We start from the raw sequence: 22,785 nt of genomic DNA on the forward strand, positions 1-22,785 counted from the left end.
CATGCCGGCCCTGACGAACCACACCCGGCTCGGCGCCGTAGCCTGGACACTGACCATCCTTTACTTCCCGATCCAGCTCGTGGTGGCGCTGGCCTGGCCCGAGCCCTACTCCCTGACGGCCAACACCATCAGCGATCTCGGCGTCACGAGCTGCGGACAATCGAGTCCCTTCCCCGGCCGCGAGATCTTCGTCTGCTCGCCGCTGCACCCGCTGATGAACATCGGATTCGTGTTCGTCGGCGTGACGACCGCCGTCGGCGCGATCCTGACCCGGCGGGCCTGGCCACGCTCCCGGCTGACGACTGCGGCCCTGATCGGCGTGAACCTCGCCGGCGCCAGCGGAGTCCTGGTCGGTCTCGCCCCCTCCGACACCGCCCTGCATCTGCACAGCCTCGGGGCGCTGCTTCAGCTACCCGCCGTGATGGCGCCGATATTTCTCGGCCTCGCCCTGCGCCACGAGAGACGCCGGCTCGCCGCCTTCTCCCTCGTCGTCGGAGCGGTGGGCGCCGTCGGCACAGTGCTCTTCGTCCTCCGGCTGCCCGCCCTCTGGTTCGGCATCCTCGAACGGCTCGCCCTCGAGCCGTTCACCCTCTGGACCTTCGCGCTCGGGGTCACACTGCTCCGCCCTCCGGCCGCGACACGTGTCCGATCGATCGAGGACACCGGCGGAGAACTTCGGCCGCTGGCATAGCCGGCCACTCGGCGCGGAGGTCGTCGCCGTAGACCTCGCCGCCGCTGTTGAGGAACACCCAACGTGTCCTGGACAACCGCCTTCATGAGGGTCTCCCGCGCCGTCGCGGCACTGCGGCGATTCACGACATCACGTCGCGGCCCCATCGAGCCGAGGAGCCGATTTCCCGGCCGATCAGGGAGACGCGCGGTTCAGCGACCGGCTCCCGGGACGACGTGCCCCGACTCGTAGGCGAAGACGACGAGTTGCGCGCGGTCGCGGGCGCCGAGCTTGGTCATCGTCCTGCTGACGTGCGTCTTGACCGTGGCGTGGCTGATGACCAGATGGGTGGCGATCTCCTCGTTGGACATGCCCGCCGCCACCAGCGACAGGACCTCGCGCTCCCGCTCGGTCAGGCGCTCCAGCCCCGGACCGGCCACCGGGCGCGGCGGCGTGGAGACGTACTCCTCGATCAGCCTCCGGGTGACGGACGGCGAAAGCAGCGCGTCGCCGCGGGCGGCCACCCGTACCGACTGCAGCAGTTCGGCGGGCTCGATGTCCTTGAGCAGGAATCCACTGGCTCCCGCGCGCAGGGCGGCGAAGACGTACTCGTCGAGGGCGTAGTTGGTGAGGATCACCACCCGGACTCCGTCGAGCTCGGGATCCTCGCCGATCCTGCGGGTGGCCTGTATCCCGTCGAGCAGCGGCATCCGCACGTCCAGCAGCGTGACGTCCGGCAGCAGCCGCCGGGTCAGCTCGACGGCCTCCACCCCGTTGGCCGCCTCGCCGACCACCACAATGTCGTCGGCGAGTTCGAGCAGGGCCCGGAAGCCGGCGCGCATCAGCGCCTGGTCGTCGGCCAGCAGCACCCGGATCACGGCTGTCCGGCCAGCGGCAGCTCGGCACGGACCGCGAACCCGTGCCGGTCACGCGGCCCGGCGGTGAGCGAGCCGCCGACGGCCACCGCGCGCTCGCGCATCCCGATCAGGCCCATCCCGTGCTCCACGGTGCCCGTGCCGGACTCACCGTCGTCCTCGACGCGTACCACGATCATGACGGGATGGTATTCCAGCGTCAGCGCGATCGACGCGCGCCCGGCGTGGCGCAGCACGTTGGTGAACGCCTCCTGCACGATGCGGTAGGCCGCCCGGTCGACGTCGGGGGGAAGCTCGCGCGGCACTCCCACCACGGCGGACCTCACCGGCAGCCCCGCCGCCTCGGCCCTGGTCACCAGCGTCGGCAGGCGGGCCAGCCCCGTCTCGGGGCCGTCCGGCTCCACCTGCCGCAGCACGCCCAGCGTGGCGCGCAGTTCCCGCATCGCCTCGTGTCCCGAGTCCTTGATCGCGACCAGCGCCTCGCGGGCCCGTTCGGGCTTTCGATCCAGCAGCTCCAGAGCGACCGCCACCTGGACGTTGATCACGGAGATGCTGTGGGTGAGCGTGTCGTGCAGTTCCTGGGCGATCCACAGCCGTTCCTCTCCCGCCCGGCGCAGCGCGGCCTCCTCACGGGTGCGCTCGGCCTCGGCCGCGCGCCGTTCGACCTCCCGCACGGAGGCGCGGCGATTCCTGACGACCTCGCCGATGACCACCATCGCCACCAGCCACCCGCTGAGCAGGTTGAACCCATCGCCGGGTGCGGGATCGGAGTCGGACAGCGCGATGGGGCCGTAGACGCCCGCGGCCAGCACCACGGCGAGCGTGACGGCCAGCCGGCGGCGGCCGAGGGTCGACGCCGTGTAGATCGCCGTCAACGCGGGCGCGGCCACGAAGACACCCGGATACCGCCCCGCGTAGTAGGCGATGCCGCACGCGACGGTGACCGCCCCGACGATCATCGGCGTCCTCCGGCGGAAGGCCAGCGCCAGCGACGACACCGTGATCAGCGCCAGACCCGTGGTGTCCAGCGGCCGCTCGAACGGTCCTGACCAGGACAGTCCGCCATAGGTACCCCCGACGATCCCGCTCAGCGCGGCCAGCGCGATCAGCACGTCCGTCCTCTGGTTCCTCACCCCCGCAACGGTAGGTCACCAAAGGAGGCGGATCCTCCCGCCCGCGGTGGAGGCCCGGCATACCTCCCCCGCCGTATTCCGGCCCCGGATACATCCCGGGTCGTACGAGGAAAGGCCATCTTGGAGGCGACGACCGTCAGACCCCGGATCGACAGCATGGCCCGCATGGACTCCCCACCCTCCCCCGGCTGGATCATCCGGTCGTTGCGTCTGTTCGCCACCGCGCACCTGGCCGGGGTGCTCGGGCAGGCCGTGCTGGCCGGGCTGTTCGTCACCGGTGACGTGGACATGCTCACCTGGCACCGGAACAACGCCGGCGTCACGCACGTCCTGCTCTACCTCCAGCTCGGTGCCGCGATCGGACTGTGGCGGCCCGGCCGGGGGCCACTCTGGCCTGCCTGGGCGAGCGCCGGGCTCGTGGCCCTGGAGACGGCGCAGGTCGCCCTGGGCCAGGACCGGGTCATCGCCCTGCACTTCCCGCTCGGCATGACGATCTTCGGTCTCTCCGCGGTGCTGTGCGTCTGGACCTGGCGGGGCCTGCGGAGGGCCGCGGCATGACCTCGCGCAGAGCCTTCCTCGGGCTGCTGGGCGGCGCGGGCCTCGCCGTCGCCGGATGCGGGAGCCTGACCGGCGAGACCACCGGCGAGGCCCTTGCCAGCGCGCTGCCGCTGCCCAGGCCGTTCACCGTACCGCTGCCCGTCCCCGCACTCGCCCGGCCGGTACGGCCGGGCCACTACGAGGTGGTCCAGCGCGCGGCCAGGGTGGAGATCATCCCCGGTACCACGACCGAGGTGTGGGGGTTCGGCGGAACCTTCCCCGGGCCGACCTTCGACCTGCGCCGCGGCGGCCGCAGCACCGTCAGGGTGCGCAACGAGTTGCCGGTGCCCACCTCCACCCACCTGCACGGCGGCGTCACCCCACCCGACTCCGACGGTTACCCGACCGATCTCGTGGTGCCCGCGGGCCAGGGGTTCGGGCCGCCGCCGGGAGGCCACTCCCAGCACGACCTGTCGTCGTGGACGTTCCACTCCGGGGCCAGGGACTACGTCTACCCGCTGGACCAGCGGGCCGCCACGCTCTGGTACCACGACCACCGGATGGACTTCACCGGTCCGCAGGTGTGGCGAGGGCTGGCCGGATTCCTGATCGTCCGCGACGACGAGGACGACGCGCTGCCGCTGCCGAAGGGCGAGCGCGACATCCCGTTGATGATCTGCGACCGGTCCTTCGAGGAGGACGGCTCGTTCCGCTACCCGTCGCTCGACCCGAGCCTGCGGGTCACGGCGGGGGTCGAGGACGCCTACATGGAGGGTGTCGAAGGCGATGTGATCCTGGTCAACGGCGCCCCGTGGCCGATCCTGGAGGTGTCGGCCACCCGCCACCGGCTGCGCCTGCTCAACGCCTCCAACGCCCGCCGCTACCGGTTGGAGCTGTCTCCCGGCGGCCGCTTCACACAGGTCGGCAGCGACGCCGGGCTGCTGGCCGCGCCGGTGACGCACACCGCGGTCACCATCGCCCCCGCCGAACGGTTCGACCTGGTCGTGGACTTCTCCGACTACCCGGTGGGCAGCGAGGTGACCCTGGTCAACACCCTGGGGAGCGGCCCCACCAGGAACGTGCTGCGTTTCCTGGTCACTCACCGGGCCGTCGACGACAGCGCGATCCCGAAACGGCTGTCGCGGCCGGAGCCCGCCGAGCGGTCCTCGGCGGTGACCACCAGGACGTTCGACTTCCGCGCCACCAGGCGGGGGCCGGGTGCCCTTTGGACGATCAACGGGCAGCCCTTCCGGCCGGGCAGCCCGCTGGCCCGCCCGCGTCTCGGCACGGCCGAGATCTGGCGCTTCACCAGCGACTTCCACCACCCGGTGCACGTGCACCTGGCCCACTTCCAGGTGCTCTCCCGCAACGGCAGACCGCCCGCCGCCACCGACGCGGGCTGGAAGGACACCGTGGACGTGCGGCCGTACGAGGTCGTGGAGGTGCTCGTCCGCTTCGAAGGCTACCGAGGCCGGTACATGACGCACTGCCACAACCTGGAACACGAGGACATGGCGATGATGGCCGACTTCGAGGTGGTGTGATCGTCGTCGAGATGCAGGGCACGGACGACGCCGTCCAGGACGCCGTCGGAGGCGCCGGACAGGTTGCCGCGCTCCAGCCGCACGTAGTGGTCGACCGAGACGCCGGCCGGCATCGCGATCTCCTCCCGGCGCAACCCCTTGACCCACCGGGTGCCGCCGTAGGCGGGCAGCCCGGCCTGCTCGGGGGTGATGCGGGCCCGGCGGGAGGCGAGGAGCTGCTGGATTTCGGCGCGGTCGTCCATATTTCCACGGTATGCGAGGGTCCCTGAGCGAGGCAGGTACTGGCGTTACCTGGAACGACAGGCACTGCCTCCACCTGGCGAAAGAACGTTTGCTGGAGATGAGCCGCCTCGGCGGCCGGGCCGTCCCGGGGCAGGGCTCACACCAGCAGCGATAACGACCAGGGAGAAGACGGATATGCGAGCGACGTTCATGTACGGGGCGGGAGACGTGCGGATCGAGACAGTTCCCGACCCGGTGCTGCAGGAGCCCACCGACGCGCTGGTGCGAGTTGTGCGGGCCTGCGTCTGCGGGTCGGACCTGCACCCGTACCGCACGATGCCCGCCGATTCCGAGGGCAGCCCGATGGGCCATGAGTTCGTCGGTGTCGTGGAGGAGACCGGCTCGCAGGTCGCCACCCTGCGCAGAGGCGATGTGGTGATCGCGCCGTTCGCGTGGTCGGACGGCACCTGCGAGTTCTGCCGGGAGGGGCTGCAGACGTCCTGCCTGCACGGCGGTTTCTGGGCCACGGGCGGGATCGGCGGCGGCCAGGCCGAGGCCGTCCGCGTGCCCCTGGCGGACGGGACGCTGGTCAAGGCGCCCGTCGGCGAGGACTCCGAGCTCCTGCCGGGCCTGCTGACCCTGTCCGATGTGTACGGGACGGGCTACCACGCCGCCAAGAGCGCGAACGTCGGCCCGGGTGACTCGGTCGTGGTGATCGGCGACGGCGCGGTCGGCCTGCTGGCGGTGCTGTCGGCCCGGCAGCTGGGCGCCGAGCAGATCGTGTTGATGGGCCGGCACAAGGACCGAACCGACCTGGGCCGGGAGTTCGGCGCCACCGACGTGGTCGCCGAACGCGGGGATGAAGGGATCGCGAAGGTCCGGGAGCTGACTGGCGGGCACGGCGCGGCCAAGGTACTGGAGGCGGTCGGCCACATGCCCGCCTACGAGCAGGCCGTTGGCGTGGTCCGGCCCGGCGGGGTGATCTCCCGGGTCGGGGTGCCGCAGTACGGCGACGCGCCGGTCGGGTTCGCCAGCCTGTTCGGCCCGAACATCACCCTGACCGGCGGCCCGGCCCCGGTCCGCGCCTACATCGAGGAACTGATGCCGGGTGTCCTGGAGGGCACCGTCCAGCCCGGCAAGGTCTTCGACCGCACCGTCGGCCTGGAGCAGGCTCCCGACGGATACCGCGCCATGGACCGGCGCGAGGCCCTCAAGGTCCTGGTCCGCCCGTAGGCGGCCGCACCGGGTCCGGCCGGGCCCCATCCCCCAAAGGAACCGTGATGACTTCCTCGCCTCCTGCCCTGGCCGCCAGGCCGGCCACCGCTACCGACGTTCACACTGGCTGCAATGCCCCGGCGGTTCAGGATGACTTCGCCCTCGACCCGTCCAGGACCGTGAAGCTGTAGAGCATCACGCCCTGAGCGCGAGGAAACAGGCCGCCCCCGGCGCTTCTTCCCTGAAGGCGCCGGGGCCGGCGTCATGGCCCTCCGCTTCCGAAGTGCCCCCAGGTGATACGTAGCGGCCTGTGCGGAATCGTGACGGTAGTCGCCCGAGACGGCGGGAGCGTGCACAGGCTCGCGCCGTCACCCGGTCAGCCCGACCGGGTGACGGCGATGACCTCACTGATGATCATCACCGCCCCGTCCGGCCCGGGGGGAAGGCAGTTGTCGGGGATGGCCACACCGGAGGGCGGGTTCTTACGCCAGGTCGAGCCACCGCCCTTGGCCTTGACGCCGTCGCCCTCCAGAATCGTGCCGACATCCGGAACGTCCACTCCCCTTTTGCCGCCGATGAGCACGGGACGCGTATCCGACGGCCACACGGGCGTCGCCGATTGGCCCCCTCCACCGGCGGGGCCGATTCTCAGGCACTTACTCCCGGCCTCGTAAGTCAAGGTCCCGGAGAGCAGCGCTTCGTGCGCCCCGGTGAAGCGCTGGACGATTATCAGCGGATCCGTTCCGGTTATCGTGACCTTGGGAGCGGATGAGTTCGTGCACGCCATGAGGGCGAAAAGAAGCGCGATGACCACACCGACCGGATAGATCGTCGGGACGTCCCTGCTGGAATGCTGTCGCATGCGATCATTAGATCATCCGGCACCTGACCGCCCCTTTCCGGCACTTCTCCCCTGAATCCGAGCCGGACATTGCGACCGTCACCGACGATGGCGATATCGGCGACGGCACCGAACGGTCCGGACGCCCTCCCCTCGAAGATCCATCCTGCCAAAGATCAGGCGGACGGCCGCTTTGGAGTGCCTGCCGTCCGCCGCACGGGCCGGCGCACGCGGACTCACATGTTCACCTGAAAATCCCCGACAAAGAAGAGTATTTCAGACAAACCTTCCAGCAAAGACGACGAAACATTCCATGTGCAGACTGTTCGACCATTCATCATTTAGCTCTTGTCTCGCAACATAACTCATGAATGGTATGTAACAAGCTTTTTCGGACATCAGCAAGGACCAGAGACGGAGACACCTGAGAGCCGGGGATTGTCACGCAACGTAAGTGGGTATTACGGCCCGCCAGGTCATCGGGCGGGCTATGGTTCCCCCCGAAACATTAAAAGCCCCGGCGGGTGCTCCAACACCCCCGGGACACGGCACCCGGAGAACCTTCCGAATGCGTATACACCGTAGCAACCCCAAGGCCAATTTCACCATCCTGCCCAACGGTTTTCTCAAAAACCGGCGCCTATCCTTCCTAGCGCGCGGCCTGCTCGCCTACCTGATGTCCTTCTCCGACAGCCCCCACCAGGACATCAAGACCCTCGCCGCCGAGAACCCCGAGGGCCAGCAGGCCATCGCCAGAGCCATGCGCGAGCTGACCGCCCACGGCTACCTGATCCGCAGGCGCTTCCGCGACGAGGCCGGGAAGATGCGCACCGTGGTGGACGTCTACGACACCCCGCAGCACGACCGCCCCGACAGCGATCTCCAGGTCACCCCGGCTCTCGGGAAACCGAGCCTTGGTGAGACGAGCGCGCTCCCTACGGGAGTAAAGAAAGAACTCCAAGAAACCACCCCCTCCCCCGGACCGGCCGCGCGACGGCGCGGCTCGGGCGAGCCCGTCTGGCCCGCCAAGCCACCCCCGGACAGCGGAGACAACGAGGGCGACGGGGATGGCGGGGACGATGGAGACGGCGGCGGGGGTGGATCTGCGGCCCTCGGCGTCGCCCTCCTGACCCGCCTGGGCCGGGCCGAACCCCGGCTGACCGTCGGCGCGCCCGAGATGGCCCCCGTCCTGCCGCTCCTCGCCGAGTGGCTCGCCCGAGGCAGCACCGAGACGCAGATCCGAACCGTTCTGACAGTCGGACTCCCCGACGAGATCCGCTCACCCGCCAAACTGATCATGCACCGGCTGCGGACCAAACTGCCCGCCCCCGCGCCGATGACCGCATCTGCCAGACTCGTGGCTCGCACCGAGTGCGACGACTGCGCACGCCCCGTACCGAACCCCGGCAGATGCCCTCAGTGCGCCGACCCCCAGACCAGAAAACCCGCCCCGACCGCGGACGTGAAACGCGGCGCCACCCTCGCCCGCGAGCTGTTGAAGCGGCCACGCCCCATGGCCGCATAAGCGGGATGCCGTCGCCATCGGTGACCACATGGTGTCGGGAATCAGCTACAAAACGACAGCCCGTTGATCAGGCGCGACAGGTCGATGCGGTCACGCCCACCACGGGAGCGAAACGGGTTGGGCCGAGAACTTGCCGAGGCCCTGCGGTCGTGCTGCGCGGTCTTCGTTCGGCAGGGCCTGCGCCTGGCGAAGTCGCCGGGAAGACGTGAACGGTGCCGGTCGCCTTACTCGAAGAGGGACGGGTCTCCGGTGCCCCGGCGGAGGATCTCGGGCTCGCCCTGCGAAAGGTCGACGACCGTCGTCGGGGTGGCGCCGCACTCGCCGGAGTCGATGACGGCGTCCACCACATGGTCGAGCCTCTCCTTGATCTCCCAGCCCTGCGTCGGGGGCTCGGTCTCATCGGGCAGCAGCAGGGTGCTCGACAGCAGCGGTTCGCCGAGTTCGGCCAGCAGCGCCTGCGTGATGGCGTGGTCGGGGATCCGGACGCCGACCGTCTTCTTCCGGGGGTGCAGCAACCGCCGCGGCACCTCCTTGGTCGCGGGCAGGATGAACGTGTATCCGCCGGGGGTCGCCGCCTTGACCGAGCGGAACAGTGCATTGCTCACATGTACGAACTGGCCGAACTGAGCGAAATCCCTGCAGACCAGGGTGAAGTGGTGGTCACTGCCCAGGTCGCGGATCTCCCTGATCCGGTCGATGCCCTCCTTGTTGCCCAGCCGGCACCCCAGCGCGTAGCACGAGTCCGTCGGGTACGCGATCAGCCCGTCCGCGCGCAAAAGCTCGACCACCTGGCGGATCAGCCGAGGCTGCGGATCGTCCGGATGCACATCAAGGTATTTCGTCACACCTTGGAGTTTAGAAGCGGACACTCCGCCACATGACATGCGGGCGGCCCGCAGGTGCCGAGTGAGCTGAAGGTCACCAGCCCCCTTCAACGCGGCGTCCGGTCGTCGTTCGACCGGCCGGCCCAGATCACTGCCGTCCCGTCACCCTACGAGAGTCCGTTCATCGACTCGGCCGGGCCGCGGCGCCGCATGCCGCGAAGATCCACTCGGCCGCCCCGTGGAACACCGTACGGAGGATGGAGAATGGACGAGCGGATCACCCCCCAACGCGACCTCGGAGAATCTTCATGAAAGCCGTGACCGACAGCGTCACCAAGAACCGGCAGTCGATCGACGGCTTGCGTGCCATGGTCGCGCGTGCCTTCGGAGATGCCCAGGTGCCCGAGGGTGAGGACTGGGTCGAGGAGTTGGGCCACGGCTGGTTCAACGTGGCCTACCGGATCCGCCTGCGAGACGGCCGGTCAGTGGTGCTCAAGATCGCGCCGCCTGCCGACGTCGAGGTGATGACGTACGAACGGAACATGATGCGCACCGAGGTGCACGCGCTGACGATGGTCCGTGAGCGCACCTTCGTACCGGTGCCCGCCGTTCATTTCTACGACGAGAGCCACGAGCTGTGCGACGCCGACTACTTCTTCATGGAGTTCGTCGACGCCGACAATCTCGGCATCATCAAGGACCGGTTGTCCCCCGAGGTATACGGCACCTACCAGGAGGCACTCGGCGCGGCGAACCATGCCCTCAACCAGATCAAGGGCGATCATTTCGGGCCGTTGCTGGACGACACGGCGAGCGGGGCCACCTGGCGGCAGGTCTTCACCGGCATCGTCGAAGACGTCCTGCGCGACGGAGAGCGGCGCAACGTCGACATCGGCTGGGACTACGACGTCATCCGCCGGCTCGTGGCCGAGCACGCGGACTGCCTCGACGAGGTGACCGAGCCGACGTTCGTCGAGTGGGACCTCTGGGATTCCAACGTCATGGTGCGCGACGGCGCCCTGGTGAGCATCATCGACCACGAGCGTGCGCTGTACGGCGATCCGATCATGGAGGCCGGATTCGTCGCCACCGAGACAGACGGCATGTCGAATGACGTGGAGAGCTTCATCCGGGGCTACGGCAGGGAGCCGTTCACTCCGGCTGAAAGAACGCGGCGCCGCCTGTACAACCTTCACCTTCTGTTGATCATGGTCATCGAGACCGTCTACCGCGGGCACACGGATTCCTCGCAGTACGACTTCGCGCGGACGAAACTGGCGCAGATCATGGAAACCTTCGGCCACCGGCGGTGACTCCGGCGGGGACTCTCCCGTCGAGTCCACGCGGTGACCGCGGGGACCGGACCACGGCCCTCGGTACGCGACCGGTTGGGCCGCTGCTCTGGGACTCCGCTTCCCAGGCGACCGTGTCGGTCGCGACCTACGGCATCTACGCGCTGACGAACGCCTGGTTCGTCTCCCGCGGCGTGGGGGCGATCGCGTTCGCGGCCGTGAACATCGTGACGCCCATCCTGTTGATCCTCGGGGCGGTGGCGACCACGGTCGGGATCGGCGGCGCGTCGCTGGTCTCCCGCAGCCTCGGCGCCGGCGACCTCCGGCAAGCCGCTCGGGCGACCGGCAACGCGTTCCTCGTCTACTGGACGACGGCCGTGATCATCGGCGTGCTGGGAGTGCTGCTGGTCGACCCGCTCCTCACCCTGCTGGGCGCCACGGACGAGACTCACGGCTACGCGCGCGACTACGCCCTGATCATTCTGGCAGGTGCGATCACGGCGACCGGCTTCTCCAGCCTGGTGCGGGCCGAGGGACGGATGCGCTTCTCGACCATGCTCTGGGTGGCTCCGGTGGTCTGTCAGATCGTGCTCGATCCGCTGCTGATCTTCGGCTTCGGCCTGGGGGTTCGCGGCGCTGCGCTGGGAACGGTGGGCGGCCAGGCGGTTTCCATGGGTATGAGCCTGTGGTTCTTCTTCGTCCAGCGCGACCGCCCCTACCGCGTCACCCGCGCCGATCTGCGCCCGCACGGCCCCACGTTGCGCCTGCTGGTAGCCGTGGGAGCACCGTCCTTTCTCGGAGGCTTCGGCAACACCCTGGTCGTGGCGCTCGTCAACAACCTGCTGGTGACGCTCGGCGGCCCGGTGCTGATGAGCGCCTACGCCATCTGCAGCCGGATCGGCACGTTCGTCCTGATGCCCCAGCTCGGCATCTCACAGGGGATGCAGCCGCTGATCGGATACAACGCGGGCCGCGCCCTGGCCGCTCGCGTCGGCCGCACGAGAACACTCGCCCTTCGCGCGACAGCGGTCTACGGAACGGCGGCCTGTCTCGTCCTCCTGGTGGCCGCCGCGCCGTTGACGGCGGCGTTCACCGACGATCCAGCGGTCCGGGAAGCGGCGACCCATGCCCTGCGAATCATCGCGCTCGGCTATCCCCTCTCGGGGGTGGCGATGCTCGTGTCGGCGTACTTCCAGGCGTTGGGGCGGGCGCGACCGTCCTACGTGATCTCGATCGGGTCGATCGTGGCGGTCCGGGTGCCGTTGCTGCTCGCCTTCAGCCTCTTCGGAACCCTGTGGTTGTGGATCAGCTTCCCGGTGGCCGAGATCGTCGTCGCGGGAGCCGCGATGTTGATCCTGCGCCGCCTGGGAAAATCACGCGGAGCACACGGTGAGCATGTCCAGCCCTGCTAATGATCTCGAAAGGCTGCGGTCAGGTTAGGGACAGGCCGATCGCCGACCGGGATTCACCGGGGGTACACCGGAGGCATGAGGGGTCATCGAGCTGATCGCTGGGCTGTTCGGGGCGCACTACACCCCGCGCCAGGCCCCGCCGCCGGTCCAGGGCGTGGATGGGCTCCGCAATCACATGACGCAGCGGAATCAGCGTGGATTCCCCCGCCGCGTCGAAGGCCGGCGCAGGCTCCACCCGCCGGCCACCGCGCTCACCATCAAGAAGGGAGCCACCGTGGTCGTACACGACGACCAGGCCCGCCACGGCATTGCCTCCGCCGAAAGCCCCAGCTCACCGCGCACGTCCTTGACCTGAAGTTCAGTTGAGGTTCTAACGTGCCGTAGCCATGACCACCGACTGACGACAGGGAAACGATGATGATCCTCGTAACCGGCGCAACCGGAAACATCGGAAGCGCTCTGCTGAGGCAACTACACACGTCCGGTTTCACACGCTTGCGAGGTCTGACCCGTGACGCGGCACGGGTCTCATTCCCTTCGGGGGTCGAAGCCGTTGAGGGTGATCTCGCTCAGCCGGACTCACTGAAGCCCGCGCTGGACGGGGTGCGTTCGTTGTTCCTGCTGCGGGGCCTGGGCGCGGAGGCCGACGTCCTCATGGCCGCCCGGCAAGCAGGCGTGGAACACGTGGTGCTCGTGTCGTCCATCACGGTCCAGACCCATCCGCACCTGCCCGCCACCGCCGAGAATCTGGCCGTCGAGCAGTTGCTCAGGGACAGCGGCATGGCCTGGACGATCCTGCGGCCGACACAGTTCGCCTCGAACGCCCTGTGGTGGGCGCAGTCGATCCGCGAGCATGGGACGGTTCGAGTGCCCTACGCGGACATCGGCCTGCCCACCATCCATCCTGCGGACATCGCCGCGGTGGCCCGGGTGGCGCTGACCGAGCCCGGCCACCAGGGAAGGACGTATGCACTGACCGGTCCGGAACGGATCACACCCCGGCGACAGATCGAGGCCATCGCCGCGGCGGTGGGGCGGGAGGTGGCCTTCGTCGAGATCAGCCGGCAGGAGGCCCATCTGCAGATGGCCTCCTTCATGGGAGAGCAGACCGCCGACGCGGTGCTCGACCTGATGGGCGGAGACATCAATGATGAGCTGCTGAAGGTGCGCGACACGGTACCGAGGATCACCGGCTCCCCGGCCAGACCGTTCCAGCAGTGGGCTTCGGAGAATGGCGCCGCCTTCCGCTAGGACCGAATAGACCGCCACGCTGGGCCGGGAGTTCCCGCGCGCCCTCTGGCCAATGAGCCCTTGTACGGCTCGCCGGCCGCGCCTACGTTCTTAGTCGTGATCAATATGAGCCGGCGGAGACATCAGATCCTCCTACCGGCGCTGGTGGTGGTCGCCGCCCTCGTCGCGGGATGTGGTCCGGGCCCGCGTGAACAGGCGCTGAGAGCGTGCCAGGTGCTCGATTGGGACGCCGCTCAGAAGGTCTTCGGCGAGGGCAGCACCATAGAGGACGAGCCCTCGGCCGCGCCGACCGCCGATCCCCTGCAGGGAATCTCATACGTCACCACGCAGTGCAACTACAAGAACAGTAAAAGCACGCTGTATGCCCTTGTTCTCATGCGCACTCCGCTGACAAACGCCGGGGTGGAGAGGAACGAGGAATTCTGCGACAACATCAGAACGGCCGACTCCCAGGACCTGGAGGGTGTCGCCGACCAGGCGGTCTGGGTTCCCGGCAAGGGAGACCTCTGCGTGTACGCCCACGGCGTGGTGATGCTGATCAGCACCAACCTGAACAACAGTGGCGGCACGGCCCTGCTCGGTGGCACCCTCGAAGGAGCGAAGAGGATAGCCGCGGAGATCATCCCCCGTATCGCGGAATGACCGCTCCACCCCCCGGCAGCGGGGTTCAGGCCGCCCGGCGGGTACGCGCCCCGAGGCGGCGTGATTCCCGGCGACCATGTCCGTCTGCCGCCGATCCGGCTTCCATCGGAGATTCTCTCCCCAGGGCAAAGGCCACCCGGAAGGCACCACCTCACGCCCGCACTTCTTGATCGGGGATGTCACCGCGCAGACGAGCCGTCACGCGTCCCGGGAAAGCGACTCCTCCGCTCCCTGAAGAGAGCGGCTTCTCGCTGAGCCGCTTACGGTGGTCACGTCTGGGCTCCCGGGCGGACGATCATGAGGACCACGACGATCGCCCACAGCAGGTTGTAGATTCCGGCGAGCATGCTCAGGGTGCGCAACCGCTTGCCGTCGTCGGGGTTGGCGAGGGCCTCGCGTTGCTCCGGACAGATTCGCAGGGCGAGCAGACCACCGGCGGCGGCGGTGAGGACCATGGAGATATTTATCCAAATCTCGCCCATCCGGCCCTGGGTGACGGCCAGAGCGATTCCCACGACGGGCACGACGATGCCGAAGACGCCGTAGCCGCGGGTGATGCGGTGCAGTGCGACAGCCACGGCCCGGTTGCGGTCTCCCGAGGTTTCCGACCGCGGGTCGACAGACGCGCCCGCGGCGGCCGGGCTCACCGCGACACTCGCGGCGACCGGGGCATAGCGGGAGAACAGGCTTGTCGCGACGGCCGAGCCTCCGACGAACACAATGCTGGCGAGTACATGGACCGACAGCAGCACACCTTCCACGAGCTTCCCCTCTCCACAGCCTTCAGAGAGCCTGAAGCTTAGCAGGTGCTTCAGGCTCTCTGAAGGTGGCGGCAAAGGAATGGCACCCCTGCTGTCCGGGGCGTCTCGCACGTCAGGTCAGAGCCGGGAACGCCCTTCGAACGCGGCGCGTGCGGCGTCGGCGATCTGACGCTGAATCGGGTCGGCGTCCGGGCCGAACAGCCGCTCGTCCACCTCGGCCACGGCCTTCATCGCCTCCCGCATGAGACGCGCACCCTCGGGCGTGATCTCGATGGCCGAAGCGGACCCGGCGCGAGCGGTGTTGTCACGAACGAGCCCTGCCCCGGACAGCGCCTTCACCGCCGTATGAACGCTCTGAACGGTGATTCCGGACATTCGCGCCAAGTCGCTGAACGACGCGCCGGGCACGCCGGTGATGTGTCCGAGCAGGCCGAACCTGCTCACCGTCAGTCCGAGCGGCGCGAGGGCGGCGCCGAGCTCGGACTCGATCCGGTGCGCCAGCGTGAGCAGCACGATGGAGGGGCTGGTCTCCGGCGGACCTGGACGGGCGTTCTCGATTGTCACCTTCCAAGTCTCCCGCACCACCCCGATCGACTGCGGCTTCGCAAGCCGTACTTCGACCTGATCGCCTCCGGTGTGAGGACGGTCGAGGTCCGGGTCGGCTACGCCGGCATGCGGAAGATCCGGCCGGGGCAGAGCCTCAAGTTCGTCTGCGGCGATGAGAAACTGCCGACCGAGGTGAAACAGGTCACCGAATACGCGTCGTTCGAGGAGATGCTCGACCACGAGGACCCGCACGCCGTCGGGCCACCTCGGCGAGTCCCGCGACGAGTTCCTGACCGTGATCCGAAGTATCTACCCACCCGAAAAGGAACGCCTGGGCGTCCTAACCATCCAGGTCCAACAGGCCTGGTGAATCGTCCCGGGTTCAGCGGAGACTCGAGTGGAGATCTGCAAGGATCAGCTCCCTTGCCAGACTGTCTTTGACATGGTCATCATGCTGATGCATGGCCGTTCGGCATACCACCTATGTGGTAGAGCATCGCGACCTGAGCAGGATCAAGCCCTACAGAGACGGTCTTATAGCCATAATTCGCATCACGATCGTCGAGGTCTGTGAAGAGGTGGGCAGTGCCACGTACCATTCCGCCGCTCGATATAGGGGATCCCCAACAGATCGGGAACTACCGACTGATCGGCAAACTAGGCGAGGGGGGTCAAGGAGCGGTTTACCTCGGCGAGACCCCACTCGGCGCCCGCGTCGCCGTCAAGATGTTGCGCCCCACCAAGGATCCCAAGGCACACAAACGCTTTCTGGCTGAAGCCGAAGCCGCCCGCAGGGTCGCGCCCTTCTGTACCGCCAAGGTCCTCGATGCGGGCGTCGTCAACCACTCGCCCTATATCATCAGCGAATACATCGCCGGCCAATCCTTGAAGGAAGCCGTCAACAGCAATGGCCCGTTGACCGGTAGTGACCTTGAGCGGCTTGCCGTCACCACGCTAACCGCGCTGAACGCCATCCACCGGGCGGAGATCATCCACCGCGACTTCAAGCCGCAAAACGTGATCCTTGGCCCCGGAGGCCCGGTGATCATCGACTTCGGCATCGCCCGCCTCACCGATCAAACGGCCTCGTACTCGGGGCCACCGATCGGCACCTTCCCATATATGGCGCCCGAACACATTAACGATAACATCGCCAGCCCGGCATCAGATGTGTTCAGCTGGGCCGCCACCATGGTGTACGCGGCCACTGGACATCTGGCCTTCGCTGGAGCCACATTACAGGTGATAATCGTTGCTGTCCTGACCCGCGCCCCCGACCTGACCGGCGTGCCCGACAACCTCGGCCCCCTGCTCGCAGCGTGCCTGAACAAACAGTCTGGCGCACGACCAACGATTGACCATCTACTCGGTCACCTGACCCACGCTCATGGCAGTCGACCTTTCGATCTTTCCTCCCAATCCAGTATCCAAAGCCAGCCAGTTGACTCGCCTTCGCCAATGATCGCCACGGAGGCCCGACCGGCAAGTACTGATGTCAGTCCTCATGTCACATCGATGGCTGACATAATGCCGAAGCCCGACAAAGGTAAAGCCGTTCCTGGAAATGAGACCTCTCTGTCCAACCAGCCTGACATCGACGCGCTCCGACGAGATCGGATTTCATCCAGGAGTGCTGTTGATGATGGTCGACCGGCTGAGGAAATCACCCCTTCCAAGAGCTCGGCAGCCGATTCACTTCCTCACCAAGAGAGCGGATCTGGTCCTCACTTCGGTTCCACCTCTCCGACAGATCGCCCCATTGCCAAGGGTCCCGCCACCAAGCCGTTCAGTCGAGACCGCCTGGTTTCCGATCTGTCATCGGTGAATCGGGGTCGATTTTCGGGGAATGGTGCGACGCCGGACGGATTCCCCGGGCAGGCTGCACCCCCAGAACAAGCTCCTCCAGATCAGACCCACCCTTCGGGGCGGTCACGGCGTCTGCTGCGGCGGGCGCTGATCTCAATCCTCGCCCTCGTCCTCGTCAGCGGCGGCCTGGGCTGGTACTTCTTGAGCCAATGGCTCGATGCTCAGTACTTCGTAGGGGCTCGAGGTGAGGAGATCGTGCTTTTTCAGGGCGTGAACACCAGCCTGGGCCCCATCGAGTTCTTCAGCGTCGCCCACAGCAGTGCCACGTCGATTTCGGTTCTTGGTGCGTTCCAGCAAGGCCAGGTCCGCGACGGCATCCCCGTTGCCAGCGTCGACGCAGGCCTGAGGAAGATCCAGGAACTGACGAGGTCCGCGGCGAAGTCGGGCAGGAAGGGGAAACCGAGCCCCTCCGCAACCCCGGAACCCACAATGTCGCAGTAGACACATGAGCACCTCCAATCGTCGGGCCTGTCCCGCCGCCCGCCAAACGGCGGGTGGCCGGACTGGGCTGCTAGCTTCGAGCACGCTGACCAGGCTGCTCCTCGACCGGCTCCGAGAGGGCGCAGTGGTCGCGTACCTTGGCGAAGAACATCTCAGGATGTGGGTAGCCGGCGTGGCCCGGCGCGAGCAACCAGCCCACCACCCAACCGACCTGACCGCCCATCTCCAACGCGCTCTCAGGACTCCGTCATGCTCTCCAGGAGCCGGGCGAGGAGATCGGAAAGCCGCTCGCGCTCGTCGTCCGAGAGCCCGCCGAGGAGCGTTCCCAGCCCTTGGAGATGGTCCTCGACGCTCCGTTCGAACGCTGCGGCTCGACGTCCACCGGGTGCTGGCCGACGACGAGGCGGCCGTCGCGCTCGCCACGTACACGGCGACCAGGCCCGACCGCTCGGTTCCGCTGGAGAACAACCTGGCCCACGTCATCACGATGCGCGACGGCAAGATCGCCGAGTCGTGGCTGCACAGCCGGGACCAGTACGAGGTCGACGCATTCCGGGGCGAGTGACCTGTCAGATCCTCCAGGCCTGGTTCAGGCTGGGGGTGGGTAGAGGTCGAAGCCGTACAGGCCCTGGTCTCCCCCGGCGGCCAGACCGAAGCCGTTGGGGAACCAGGCCAGACAGTTGAGACCCGCCTCGACCCTGGCTCCGGCGCCCGCCGACTCGCCGTACCTGTCCCACAGCCGGATGGTTCCGTCGTCCGAGCAGGTGGCGAGCAGGTTGCTGTCCGGGGAGATGGCCACGCCGCGGATCTTTCCCGAGTTCGCGGGCAGCGTCGCCCGATCCCTGCCGCCGGCCGACCAGACGCGCGCGGTGCCGTCCTCGAAGCAGGCGGCCAGCCAGGTGCCGTCGGGGGCGATCGCCACCTGCCGGGCCGCTCCCGGGCATCCCCTGAGCGAGGCCCGCGCCTTTCCGTCGGCTCCCCACAGGCCCGCCGTCCCGTTGACCGAGACGATGGCGAACCACCTGCCGTTGGGGGCGACGGTGATCTCGCCTATGGCCTCCACCCTGCTTTTCAGGGCGGCGTACCTGCTGCCGTCCGGTTTCCAGAGTTGGATTCTTCCGTAGATGGACAGGGTGGCGAGCCAGGCACCGTCCGGTGAGATGAGGATGTGAGCGGTCGCCCGGATGTTCGCGACCAGTACTGCCCGCTCGGTGCCGTCGGCCCACCAGATACGCGCGGTGCCGTCCTCCGAGCAGGTGGCCAGCCAGGTGCTGTCGGGGGCGATCACCACCTCGCGCACCGGCCCGGTGTGACCGGCCAGCACCGCCCTCCTGCTGCCGCCCGCACCCCAGAGCCGTACGGTCCGGTCGGCCGACCAGGTCGCCAGCCAGGTGCTGTCGGGGGCGATCGCCACTCCCCGCACGCGTCCGGTGTGCCCCGTCGGAATGGCCCTCCTGCGGCCACCGGCTCCGCGTATCCGGATCACGTGATCACCGGACCAGACGGCCAGCCACGTCTTGTCCGGCGAGATCGCGCCATAGTGACCGGTCTCGATGGGAACGGTGAGGGTCGCTCCTTCTATCCTGTCCTCGTTCCAGAGCTTCACCGAGCCGTCGCCGGAGTGTGTGGCGATCCAGTTCCCCTCGGGGGAGATGGTCACCTTGCGCACCATCCCGGTCCGGCCCCTGCGGCTCTGCCGCCCGGAGCGCTCAGACTGCCAGATCCGGATCTCCCCGTCCTGCGAGCAGGCGGCCAGCCAACTGCTGTCAGGAGCGATCACCACCTGACGCACCACCCCGGCATGCCCGGACAGAGCTGCCCGTTCGCTGCCGTCGGACTCCCACAGCCGCACGCTCTGCTCCCCGGAGAGGGTCGCCAGCCAGCTGCTGTCAGGAGCGATCACCACCTGACGCACCACCCCGGCATGCCCGGACAGAACGGCCCGCTGCCTGCCGTCGGAATCCCACAGCCGCACGCTCCGATCCTCGGAAAGAGTCGCCAGCCAGCCGCCATCCGGGGCGATCACCACCTGACGCACCACCCCGGCATGCCCGGACAGAACGGCCCGCTGCCTGCCGTCGGAATCCCACAGCCGGACCGAGCCGGTGGACGTCCAGGTGGCCAGCCAGCTGCCGTCAGGGGCGATGCGGATCCCGGGCGCCGCTCCGGTGTGTCCCGTCAGGACGGCTCGCTCGTCGCCGTCGATTCCCCACAGGCGCACGCTCCCGTCTCCGGAGAGGGTCGCCAGCCAGCCGCCGTCCGGCGAGACGGCCATCTTGGAGACCTCGCGTATCGGCCTGTTCCGGCCGGAGACCTTCTCGTTCTCCTGGTTCCAGCCACGCATCAGCAGGGTGTCCCTCAGGGTTCGCGGCTTGGTCCTCACCCTGACCGGGCTCCTGAGGGTCAGGCGCTTCCTCCCCTCGGGGCTCCACAGGGCGACCCTTCCCCGCACGGAGAAGGTGGCCAGCCACGAGGCGTCCGGCGCGGCCACCATCCCGGCAAGCCTGCCGATCCCGCTCTTCAGTACGGCGCGCCTGCTTCCTTCGGGGTTCCACAGGGCGACCCTTCCCCGCGCGGAGAGAGTCGCCAGCCACGAGGCGTCCGGCGCGGCCACCATCCCGGCAAGCCTGCCGACGCCGTTCTCCAGGATCGCTCTCTGGGTGCCGTCGATCCCCCAGACCTGCACTCTCCGGCGTCCGGAACGGGTCACCAGCCACGAACCGTCCGGCGCGGCGGCGACCTCGTGAACCGGCTTCCGATGAGTGGCCAGCGTTGTCCGGGTAGTGCCGTCGGCCTTCCATATCTGCACACCGTCGCGGCCGTGGACGACGAATCTCGATCCGTCCGGTGTGATCGAAACGTCCCTCAGCCGTTTCGTCGTCGAGGTCAGCGTTCCCAGCAGGCAGGTGGCGCCGATGTCGGGCAGCGGCCAGCGGGCTCTCAGGAAAGGGGTCTCGGCCTCCTGACTGTAGCGCTCGATCGACGCCCGCATCGGCGGGAACGCGTACAGGCGGGCCAGCAGGTTCGCGGTGGAGACGGCATCCGATTCGAAGGGGGTGAGCAGGTGTGCGCTCCGGGCGATCAGCTGCCGGACCCCGGCGACGGAGCGGGAGGTCGACAGCATCAGATCCGACTCCGCCGCGGCCACCCCGAAGGCTCGTATCCGGGTGACGAACCATCGCACGTCGTGCAGGAGCGACTCCAGCTCCCGATGCCTTCTCCCCTCGGCGAGGTGGAACAGCAGATGGTCCCAGAGATAGGGCACCTCCCTGGGCAGTCTCCACCATTCGGCGTCCGCCGCGAGGTCGTCGTCGGGGATCAGTTCGCGGGCCTCGTCGAGGAAGTCGCGGTTGGCCGCCTCGACGCGCTCTCTCCCCAGCCCGTACTCCGAGCGGAGGTGTGCACGGATGACGTCGTGGATCGTGATCGACGGCACCGTTCCCTCCGCCTCGCGCCTGCCGATCAGTGACAGGTCGTGCAGCCTCGCGCAGAGGCGCTCGGTCTGCTCGGAGGTGAGTCCGGCGGTGGCGCGCCAGAGAAGCCCGACGGTGCCGACCGGTATGTCGGCGTCCTGCGGGAAGACGCCCAGCTCAAGGAAGCGGGCACGGTCGAACACGCCGAGAGCTTCGAGGCTGTGCTCGACCGTCACGCGCACCGCGGTCTCCCGCTGGCGGGGAATGGTGACGTCCAGGGTGGCCGGTCCGGCCCGGCCGAGCCGCTCGGCCGCCCGGCGGGCGGCGACGTCGGCGTTCACCCCGCCACCGTGCTCGTCACGCAGGCGCGCGTTGACGAGGTCCAGTAGCAGCGGCCATCTTCCCGTCAGGCCCATCAGGCCGTTGACGACGCCGGGGTTCATCGGCGGTAGCCCACGGCTCAGCAACTGGACGGCCACCCGCGGCGCCATCTCGTCGACGATCATCGCGATCGCGTTCGGGGGAAGGGCTCTGGGCAGGCGGGTCGTCACCAGCACCCGGGACCGCACCGCCGCGGCCAGGAAGGGTCTCAGCTGTGACAGGCTCCACACGTCGTCGACCACCAGCAGCGTCTGGCCCCGCTCCGCCAGGATCTCGGCCATCCGGTGGCCGGCCTGCTCCGGGCTGGAGAACTCCGGCCGGGTGCCCGTCACGGCCTCCGTGACGTCGTTGGCCAGCGCCGCGATGTCGACACCGGTGCGGTCGCGGCCCACCGTGACCCAGATGACACCGCCCTTGAACCGCTTCCTCACCTCACCGCTGTGGCACGCCTCCACGGCCAGGGACGTCTTACCGAAACCGCCCGCCCCGGCGATGCCGGTGGTCAGGCCGACCGTTCCCGAGCCTCTCATCGTCAGAGTGGAGACCACGTCGTCCAGCTCGGTTCTGCGGACCCACCCCGCCTTTCTCTCGGGCACCCGGAAGAGCCCGCCGTGAGCGCGCGACTTCATCAGTTCCGGCGTCAGCCGGGTCAGCAGGACGGTGAGGAAGGCGGTCAACCCGAAAATCGCGACCCAGGTGATCCGGTTCTCGGCCACCGTTTCCGGAAAATATTCTCCGACCATTCCAATCGGCAGCCCGACCAGGATTCCAACAACTACCAGAAGCGCCGTGGCCATATCGGCGAATTTTTTTGTGCGACGAGCCAACGATCACCTCGACAGTGCCGACCCCTGCCCAGACGGGCGCTGGGAACCCTGAACGCACGATATCTGTTCCCCATTGCCGCCGAGTTGAATCACCGAGGTTCGGGTAATTAACGTGCGCACAGAAAGCCATGTTGCACGCTTTGCGCTGCTATGTCCACGGCATCGACACCGACCATTCCGATTCACATTCAATGGAGGCCCTTTTCCGTGGTGCCGCGATCACCCTCGGCCATCCCTTTCGAGCCGCCGCCCGGGTCCGCCGTGGCCGTCAGCGGCCAGGGCCGCCTGCGGGGAGCCGCCGCGCGCGACCAGGCCGCGAACGGCGGTGTGCCGCAAACACTTCCTCTGTCACTAAATGCAGCCATAAGACGAACATAGAGGCTCGTGTCCGAATCGATGTTTAGTGTCGATAAAAAAGACAGTGAAATCAAGATATCCATCGCATTCGACGGGCCGACGGATTAGGATCTAACGCGGCCAGAGCCGAGCCGGGAAAGGCCGCTCCCCGCTCATCTCACGCCAAGGCGCCGTCCTCGAAACCCCGTCAAAATCCTGTCACAGGAAAAT

20 protein-coding genes are annotated in these 22,785 nt (G+C 68.0%); 12 read left to right on the top strand and 8 right to left on the bottom strand.

What is annotated here, in order from left to right:
• Window position 1: 1 nt before the first annotated feature.
• Window positions 2-691 (top strand): DUF998 domain-containing protein, encoded by a 690-nt coding sequence (locus ACWD3H_RS33690; RefSeq protein ID WP_451957860.1) that lies wholly within the window; start codon window positions 2-4, stop codon window positions 689-691.
• Window positions 692-882: 191 nt separating this feature from the next.
• Here ACWD3H_RS33690 and ACWD3H_RS33695 read toward each other — a convergent pair whose 3' ends face one another.
• Together ACWD3H_RS33695 and ACWD3H_RS33700 are read right to left on the bottom strand one after the other, a co-directional pair.
• Window positions 883-1,548, bottom strand: a complete 666-nt coding sequence (locus ACWD3H_RS33695; RefSeq protein ID WP_350920180.1) for a response regulator transcription factor — start codon at window positions 1,546-1,548, stop codon at window positions 883-885.
• Window positions 1,545-2,678, bottom strand: a complete 1,134-nt coding sequence (locus ACWD3H_RS33700; RefSeq protein WP_451957861.1) for a sensor histidine kinase — start codon at window positions 2,676-2,678, stop codon at window positions 1,545-1,547. Before ACWD3H_RS33700 ends, ACWD3H_RS33695 begins: the two co-directional genes overlap by 4 nt.
• A 165-nt stretch (window positions 2,679-2,843) precedes the next feature.
• Here ACWD3H_RS33700 and ACWD3H_RS33705 point away from each other — a divergent pair, with 165 nt between their 5' ends.
• Complete coding sequence (locus ACWD3H_RS33705; protein WP_350920186.1) at window positions 2,844-3,236, top strand: hypothetical protein; 393 nt, start codon at window positions 2,844-2,846, stop codon at window positions 3,234-3,236.
• Entirely contained in the window at window positions 3,233-4,759 is a 1,527-nt protein-coding gene (locus tag ACWD3H_RS33710) for a multicopper oxidase family protein (RefSeq protein ID WP_451957862.1), read from the top strand. Before ACWD3H_RS33705 ends, ACWD3H_RS33710 begins: the two co-directional genes overlap by 4 nt.
• Here the strand turns inward: ACWD3H_RS33710 and ACWD3H_RS33715 are convergent.
• Window positions 4,678-5,001, bottom strand: coding sequence for a hypothetical protein (locus tag ACWD3H_RS33715; protein ID WP_451957863.1), 324 nt, complete (start codon window positions 4,999-5,001; stop codon window positions 4,678-4,680). The genes ACWD3H_RS33710 and ACWD3H_RS33715 overlap by 82 nt on opposite strands.
• Window positions 5,002-5,176: 175 nt before the next feature.
• Between ACWD3H_RS33715 and ACWD3H_RS33720 the strand changes: the two genes are divergently transcribed.
• A complete protein-coding gene (locus ACWD3H_RS33720) occupies window positions 5,177-6,214 on the top strand; it encodes a zinc-dependent alcohol dehydrogenase family protein (protein WP_355551004.1) in 1,038 nt (345 codons plus the stop codon).
• A 358-nt stretch (window positions 6,215-6,572) separates the two neighbouring features.
• Here ACWD3H_RS33720 and ACWD3H_RS33725 read toward each other — a convergent pair whose 3' ends face one another.
• Window positions 6,573-7,058, bottom strand: a complete 486-nt coding sequence (locus ACWD3H_RS33725; RefSeq protein ID WP_451957864.1) for a hypothetical protein — start codon at window positions 7,056-7,058, stop codon at window positions 6,573-6,575.
• 547 nt (window positions 7,059-7,605) lie between these two features.
• Between ACWD3H_RS33725 and ACWD3H_RS33730 the strand changes: the two genes are divergently transcribed.
• The gene (locus tag ACWD3H_RS33730; protein WP_451957865.1) at window positions 7,606-8,562 is read left to right on the top strand and encodes a hypothetical protein; all 957 of its coding nucleotides are present in this window, start codon (window positions 7,606-7,608) and stop codon (window positions 8,560-8,562) included.
• A gap of 224 nt (window positions 8,563-8,786) precedes the next feature.
• Here ACWD3H_RS33730 and ACWD3H_RS33735 read toward each other — a convergent pair whose 3' ends face one another.
• Window positions 8,787-9,407 (bottom strand): L-threonylcarbamoyladenylate synthase, encoded by a 621-nt coding sequence (locus ACWD3H_RS33735; protein WP_451957866.1) that lies wholly within the window; start codon window positions 9,405-9,407, stop codon window positions 8,787-8,789.
• Between the two features lie 287 nt (window positions 9,408-9,694).
• On the opposite strand from ACWD3H_RS33735, the gene ACWD3H_RS33740 reads away from it, so the two are divergent.
• From ACWD3H_RS33740 to ACWD3H_RS33755, 4 genes are all read left to right on the top strand, one after another.
• Complete coding sequence (locus tag ACWD3H_RS33740; protein ID WP_451957867.1) at window positions 9,695-10,699, top strand: phosphotransferase family protein; 1,005 nt, start codon at window positions 9,695-9,697, stop codon at window positions 10,697-10,699.
• Window positions 10,700-10,812: 113 nt separating this feature from the next.
• Window positions 10,813-12,090, top strand: coding sequence for an MATE family efflux transporter (locus ACWD3H_RS33745; RefSeq protein ID WP_451957868.1), 1,278 nt, complete (start codon window positions 10,813-10,815; stop codon window positions 12,088-12,090).
• Between the two features lie 417 nt (window positions 12,091-12,507).
• Complete coding sequence (locus ACWD3H_RS33750; protein WP_451957879.1) at window positions 12,508-13,341, top strand: SDR family oxidoreductase; 834 nt, start codon at window positions 12,508-12,510, stop codon at window positions 13,339-13,341.
• A gap of 96 nt (window positions 13,342-13,437) precedes the next feature.
• Window positions 13,438-13,983 (top strand): hypothetical protein, encoded by a 546-nt coding sequence (locus ACWD3H_RS33755; protein ID WP_451957869.1) that lies wholly within the window; start codon window positions 13,438-13,440, stop codon window positions 13,981-13,983.
• Between the two features lie 269 nt (window positions 13,984-14,252).
• Here the strand turns inward: ACWD3H_RS33755 and ACWD3H_RS33760 are convergent, their stop codons facing one another.
• A complete protein-coding gene (locus tag ACWD3H_RS33760) occupies window positions 14,253-14,744 on the bottom strand; it encodes a hypothetical protein (RefSeq protein WP_451957870.1) in 492 nt (163 codons plus the stop codon).
• A 117-nt stretch (window positions 14,745-14,861) separates the two neighbouring features.
• Window positions 14,862-15,188: a MarR family transcriptional regulator gene (locus ACWD3H_RS33765; RefSeq protein WP_451957871.1), complete on the bottom strand. Its 327-nt coding sequence runs from the start codon at window positions 15,186-15,188 to the stop codon at window positions 14,862-14,864.
• Between ACWD3H_RS33765 and ACWD3H_RS33770 the strand changes: the two genes are divergently transcribed.
• The 3 genes from ACWD3H_RS33770 to ACWD3H_RS33780 all read left to right on the top strand — a co-directional run bounded on the left by ACWD3H_RS33770 (window position 15,090) and on the right by ACWD3H_RS33780 (window position 18,162).
• Window positions 15,090-15,731, top strand: a complete 642-nt coding sequence (locus tag ACWD3H_RS33770; protein WP_451957872.1) for an ASCH domain-containing protein — start codon at window positions 15,090-15,092, stop codon at window positions 15,729-15,731. The two genes, ACWD3H_RS33765 and ACWD3H_RS33770, sit on opposite strands and share 99 nt — an antisense overlap.
• 144 nt (window positions 15,732-15,875) lie before the next feature.
• Window positions 15,876-17,597: a serine/threonine protein kinase gene (locus ACWD3H_RS33775; protein ID WP_451957873.1), complete on the top strand. Its 1,722-nt coding sequence runs from the start codon at window positions 15,876-15,878 to the stop codon at window positions 17,595-17,597.
• Window positions 17,598-17,754: 157 nt separating this feature from the next.
• Entirely contained in the window at window positions 17,755-18,162 is a 408-nt protein-coding gene (locus ACWD3H_RS33780) for a nuclear transport factor 2 family protein (RefSeq protein WP_451957874.1), read from the top strand.
• A gap of 24 nt (window positions 18,163-18,186) precedes the next feature.
• Here ACWD3H_RS33780 and ACWD3H_RS33785 read toward each other — a convergent pair whose 3' ends face one another.
• A complete protein-coding gene (locus tag ACWD3H_RS33785) occupies window positions 18,187-22,188 on the bottom strand; it encodes an NB-ARC domain-containing protein (protein WP_451957875.1) in 4,002 nt (1,333 codons plus the stop codon).
• Between the last annotated feature and the right edge of the window lie 597 nt (window positions 22,189-22,785).

The sequence above is a fragment of the Streptosporangium sp. NPDC002607 genome (assembly GCF_053592655.1).